The organism is uncultured Veillonella sp. (assembly GCF_963534045.1).
Lineage (GTDB): Bacteria > Bacillota > Negativicutes > Veillonellales > Veillonellaceae > Veillonella.
This window is the reverse complement of sequence record NZ_CAUSQT010000066.1, coordinates 1-5,381: the sequence shown is the minus strand read 5'-3', so window position 1 is coordinate 5,381 and position 5,381 is coordinate 1. Positions and strand designations below refer to the sequence as shown.

General features: G+C 43.1%; 6 protein-coding genes. 4 read left to right on the top strand and 2 right to left on the bottom strand.

What is annotated here, in order from left to right; all coding sequences use genetic code 11:
• From RYP29_RS08070 to pflA, 3 genes are all read left to right on the top strand, one after another.
• Positions 1 to 1,115 (top strand): pyruvate formate lyase family protein (locus RYP29_RS08070; RefSeq protein WP_311533003.1); only part of this gene is annotated, 1,115 nt, incomplete at its 5' end.
• A gap of 67 nt (positions 1,116 to 1,182) precedes the next feature.
• On the top strand, positions 1,183 to 1,422 hold the full coding sequence (gene grcA3, locus RYP29_RS08065) for an autonomous glycyl radical cofactor GrcA3 (RefSeq protein ID WP_005376651.1): 240 nt from the start codon (positions 1,183 to 1,185) through the stop codon (positions 1,420 to 1,422).
• Between the two features lie 12 nt (positions 1,423 to 1,434).
• Positions 1,435 to 2,220 (top strand): pyruvate formate-lyase-activating protein, encoded by a 786-nt coding sequence (pflA, locus tag RYP29_RS08060; RefSeq protein ID WP_311533002.1) that lies wholly within the window; start codon positions 1,435 to 1,437, stop codon positions 2,218 to 2,220.
• A gap of 120 nt (positions 2,221 to 2,340) precedes the next feature.
• Here pflA and RYP29_RS08055 read toward each other — a convergent pair whose 3' ends face one another.
• Positions 2,341 to 3,291 carry an NAD(P)-dependent oxidoreductase gene (locus RYP29_RS08055; RefSeq protein ID WP_311533004.1) on the bottom strand — a complete coding sequence of 317 codons (951 nt, stop codon included), beginning with the start codon at positions 3,289 to 3,291 and terminating at the stop codon, positions 2,341 to 2,343.
• A gap of 226 nt (positions 3,292 to 3,517) precedes the next feature.
• Between RYP29_RS08055 and alr the strand changes: the two genes are divergently transcribed.
• Complete coding sequence (alr, locus tag RYP29_RS08050; RefSeq protein WP_311533000.1) at positions 3,518 to 4,630, top strand: alanine racemase; 1,113 nt, start codon at positions 3,518 to 3,520, stop codon at positions 4,628 to 4,630.
• Positions 4,631 to 4,979: 349 nt separating this feature from the next.
• Here alr and RYP29_RS08045 read toward each other — a convergent pair.
• On the bottom strand, positions 4,980 to 5,381 hold a 402-nt coding region (locus tag RYP29_RS08045), incomplete at its 5' end, for a hypothetical protein (protein WP_311532999.1).

Sequence of the window (5,381 nt, the reverse complement as noted above, 5' to 3'; positions counted from 1 at the left end):
GCCGTACATTGGTTTCCAAAATGTCCTTCCGTTACCTACATACATTGACTAACCTGGGTCCTGCTCCAGAACCAAATCTCACTGTATTATGGTCCCCTCGCATGCCAATCGGCTTCCGCCGTTTCTGTGCGAAATTATCCATCGAAACTTCTTCCATCCAATACGAAAACGACGAATTGATGCGTCCAAACTCTGGTGATGACTACGCTATCGCATGTTGCGTATCCCCAATGCGTATTGGTAAAGAAATGCAATTCTTCGGCGCTCGTTCTAACCTAGCCAAATGCTTGCTTTACGCGATTAACGGTGGCGTTGACGAAAAACTTAAGAAACAAATCGGTCCTAAATACCGCCCTATTACATCCGAATACTTAGACTTTGACGAAGTATGGGAAAAATTCGACGACATGATGGAATGGTTGGCAGGCGTATATGTAAACGCATTGAACATCATTCACTACATGCACGATAAATACGCTTATGAAAAACTAGAAATGGCATTGCATGACCGCAAGGTAACTCGTTGGTTCGCAACTGGTATCGCTGGTTTATCCGTAGTAGCTGACTCCTTGTCCGCTATTAAATACGCTAAGGTAAAACCTATTCGTGACGAAAACGGCATCGCTGTTGATTTCGAAATCGAAGGTGAATTCCCTAAATATGGTAACGATGACGATCGTGTAGATAGCTTGGCTTCCATGGTTGTTTCCACATTCATGAACAAGGTGCGTAAACATCCTACATACCGTCAATCCGTTCCTACTATGAGCTTGTTAACAATTACTTCTAACGTAGTATATGGTACTGCAACAGGTTCCACACCAGACGGCCGTAAGGCTGGTCAAGCTTTCGCTCCTGGTGCTAACCCTATGCATGGTCGTGACTCTCACGGTGCTGTAGCTTCGTTGTCTTCCGTTGCAAAAATGCCATGGCGCGATTGCTCTGACGGTATTTCCAATACCTTCTCCATCGTTCCGGACGCATTAGGTAAATCTGGTGAAACATTTGTATCCGTAGGCGATTTTGATATTGAGTTAGACCCTTCTCAATTGCCTAACAGCAATACAAACTTCGCTTGCAGCGAACCAAATGTTACTATAGAGGAAGATAAATAATCTTCCGCCGTATTGTATGCTTTCACCGGCATCAGTACTCGTATTTTGGTTGAAAGGAGGAATACCCATGAGCAACCAACAACAAGTGGATAACTTGGTAGAATTATTGGATGGCTACTCCCAAAAGGGCGGTCACCATTTGAACGTTAACGTGTTCACTCGTGAAACATTGTTAGACGCTCAAAAACATCCTGAGTTGTACCCTCAATTGACTGTTCGTGTATCTGGTTACGCAGTACACTTCAACAAATTGACGAAACAACAACAAGATGAAGTTATTTCCCGTACATTCCATCAACAAATCTAATCGAGGTTTTCTATGACAGGACGTATTCATTCACTAGAAACGATGGGTACGGTTGATGGTCCAGGCATGCGCATGGTGGTATTCCTACAAGGATGCCCCATGCGTTGTGCCTACTGCCATAATCCAGATACGTGGAATGAAGAAAGCCAAGAAGCTAAGTTCATGACCGTCGAAGATATTTGGCAGCAATACGAACGTAACCGTCAGTTCTATACGAACGGTGGCATTACTGTCACAGGTGGGGAAGCATTGATGCAAATTGACTTTGTCATCGAGCTTTTCACATATTTTAGTGAAAGAAACGTCCATACCTGTTTAGATACAAGTGGAATTTGTTTTGATCCCCACCAAGAGGTGGCATACCGTAAGTTACTGAGCGTAACGAGTCTCGTCATTTTGGATATTAAGGACATCGACCCTACTGTCCACAAATGGCTAACCGCACAGCCTTTAGAACCAATCCTTCAATTCGCAAAACTGACAGCTGATGTAAATGTGCCGATTTGGGTGCGTCATGTGGTAGTACCAACCATCACGGATAACGCAGATCGTCACTATAGGCTAGGCTTTTTCTTAGGCTCACTACGCAACTTACAGGCCGTCGACTGTTTACCATATCACGTTATGGGCGTTGCCAAATACAAGGAATTAGGTATCACCTACCGCCTTGATGGCATCCCTGCCGCTACAAAGGACTTAGCCGCCAAAGCGAGCAAAACTGTTGTAGAAGGCATCAAAGCATATCGTAGACATTGGTGGAGTCCCATCAAAACACAAACTAATCATAATCAAGTTTGAGGATAACTACCTCCCTTGATATATATATAATATATATATTAAAAACTTGATCTATGATACTAGCCCTAAACGAAAATACCCCCTGACCACACAACCGGTCAGGGGGTATTTGTGTATCTATTAGGAAACGACGTTAATCGGTTCACCTTTCAAAAAGGCTTGTACATTATCGCGAATGATACCTACCAAGCGTTGGCGTGTTTCAAGGCCTTTCCAACCCATGTGAGGCGTGATAATCACATTATCAAGTGTATACAATGGGCTATCCTCAGCTGGAGGTTCTACCTCTTGTACATCAAGGCCAGCGCCGTGAATACGTTTAGCCGCTAAGGCTTCACAAAGGTCTGCCTCATTAATAAGTGGACCACGGCCTGTATTGACGATAACTGCATTAGGTTTCATCTTAGCGATGGTTTCTTTATTAATCATATGCTTAGTTTTGTCATTCAATGGGCAATGCAATGTAATATAATCACTATTTTCTAGCAATTCATCAAGGCTTACATAGCGAATCCCATCGCCATCAGCCTTTGGTGTACGCGTATGAATCAAGATGTTCATATCTAAGGCCTTTGCTACCTTCACAACAGCCATGCCGATATGACCGGCACCGATGACACCTAATGTTTTACCATTAACTTCGGTGTGAGGAACTTGTAAATGTTTAGTAAAATTGCTACGGTCGCCTCTAGCAAGCATACCGATTTGTTGTTGCATGGTAGATGCAAAATTTAGAAGCATCATAATCACTGTATGTGCTACACGTTCCGTACTGTAGGCCGGAATATTGCACACCGTAATACCCTTAGCACGCGCTGCATCAAGGTCGATGTTGTTATATCCAGTACCAGCTTCTACGATGAGTTTCACAGATTCAGGAAATTGTGAAAGCAACTCTGCCCCTACAGGTATTTCTTTTGTTACCACTACAGTAGCGCCTTGAATGCGTTCGATAAGCTCAGCATTTGTACTATCGTCATACACTTGTACATCATTTGATAAAACGGAAAAATCTAGCAAGTGATCGTAATTCATCTTACCAGCATTAACTACTACAACTCGTTCGTTCATCATATCCTCCTAACAATTTCTATTAAGGGTAAATGTATTATATATTAATTATACTACAAGCTACTACATATTATATGCTAATTCATCATAGTCTATGCAGATTAAGACTAATTACTCCCTGAATATAAAATCAAATGAAATTTCAGCATAAACTTTCACAAAAACTATTGTTTAATTCCCTAAAAGTTATACAATAAAAGTAATGTATTTTAGGAGTGAAATGATCATGAGACCAACATATTTAACGATTGATACAAGCTTGGTTCGCGAGAACCTACGAAAAATAAAAGACAGCCTCCCTGAATGGAGTACATCCACAGCGGTTATCAAGGCCAATGGCTATGGTCACGGTAGTGTTATGATGGGGCGTATTGCTGTCGAAGAAGGTTATGAATCCTTAGCCGTCGCTATTCCAGAAGAGTCTGTACCACTTCGCAATGCTGGCATTATGGTGCCTATTTACCTATTAGGCCTAACGAGACCACAATCCTTTGAACTTGTAGCGGATACGAATTCCATTCCCGCTGTTTGCGAATCTACCGATTTAGAGGCCCTCAACAAAGTAGCGGACAATCACGATATGATTATCCGCGTTGCCGTAGCCGTCGATACAGGCATGCATCGCATAGGTATTAAACCAGAAGATGCGGTAGAGTTCATTAAGCGCGTTGAATCCTATCCAAATCTTGCAGTAGACGGATTCTTTTCACACATGAGCAATGCTGATGCGGCGGATCAAAGCCATGCTCATGGACAGGCTCAAAAATTCCATAAAATGGTGGATGAAATTCGCGCCTTTAGACCTGATGCGGACTATCGCTTCTCCCTCGCCAACAGCGCCGGTCTATTATCCGTAAAGGATAGTCTATTCACAGATGCACGACCAGGTATCATCCAATACGGCATCATGCCATCTCTCGATGTGCCGAACCGATTAGGCCTCAAACCAGTTCTCTCCTTCCACAGTGAAGTCGTTCATGTGCAGCATCTCGAAGCAGGCGAAGGCATTGGTTATGGTTCTACCTATGTCACACCAGAACCGATGACAATCGCTACCATTCCTGTAGGCTACGCCGACGGGTATCCACGCAGCCTATCTAATCGTGGTACCGTTCTCATCCAAGGTACCCGTTGCCCTGTTGTAGGACGCATTTGTATGGACCAATTCATGGTAGCAATACCTGATACGATTACGGTCAAACCAGGCGACAAGGTAGTACTATTGGGTTCTCAAGGTCATGAAAGCATCTCGGCTCTTGAAATTGCAGCCCTTGCCTCCACCATTCCTTATGAAATCTTCTGTGGCTTCTCTGATCGCGTGCCACGACAATACATATAAAATAAAGAGGATGACACCAGTGATTTCAATGTCATCCACAAAAGCAAAAGCACCACCGAAATTCGGTGGTGCTTTTATTCTCCTATACCATACACATATGGATTGTGTGTGTTGTGTGTGTGTTGTGTGTGTATTGTGTGTTGTGAGAGAGATATGTTATATACATCATGTATATACTTATGAATTGGGAGGGAACCCTTCATAAGGAGGCCCTAAGGCGACAGACGGCATAGGAGAGAGTCAATGTTTGTCTGATCCACCAAAGGGCCCGCATCGGGGTGCACTGGGAGATTCTATACACCCCACGCGCCGATGGGATGACGCGATGCATGTGTATTGGTATAGTAGATTATTTATGAGCTTTATCTGCTTTTTCAGCCTTTACAGCTGGTGCAGATTGAGCTTTTTTATTGGATTTTACGACCTTAGTTGTTTTATGGTCTTTTTTATCCGCTTTTACAACCTTTGTTGTTTTTGAATCTTTTTTATCTGCTTTTGCAACTACAGGAGTTGTATCAGCATCCATAGACGCAGCTGCAGGGTTTGCTGCCGCAGGAACTACAACAGGTTGTGCATTTTCGTTTACTACAGGTTTTGCAGCTTCAGCTGTTGCAGGTTTAGTAGCCTCAGCTGTTGCAGGTTTAACAGCTTCAGGTGCTACAGGTTTAACAGTTTCAGTCACTACAGGTTTAGTATTTTCATTTGCTACAGGTTTAATAGCTGCAGACACATCAATTTTTGGTGCTGTTGC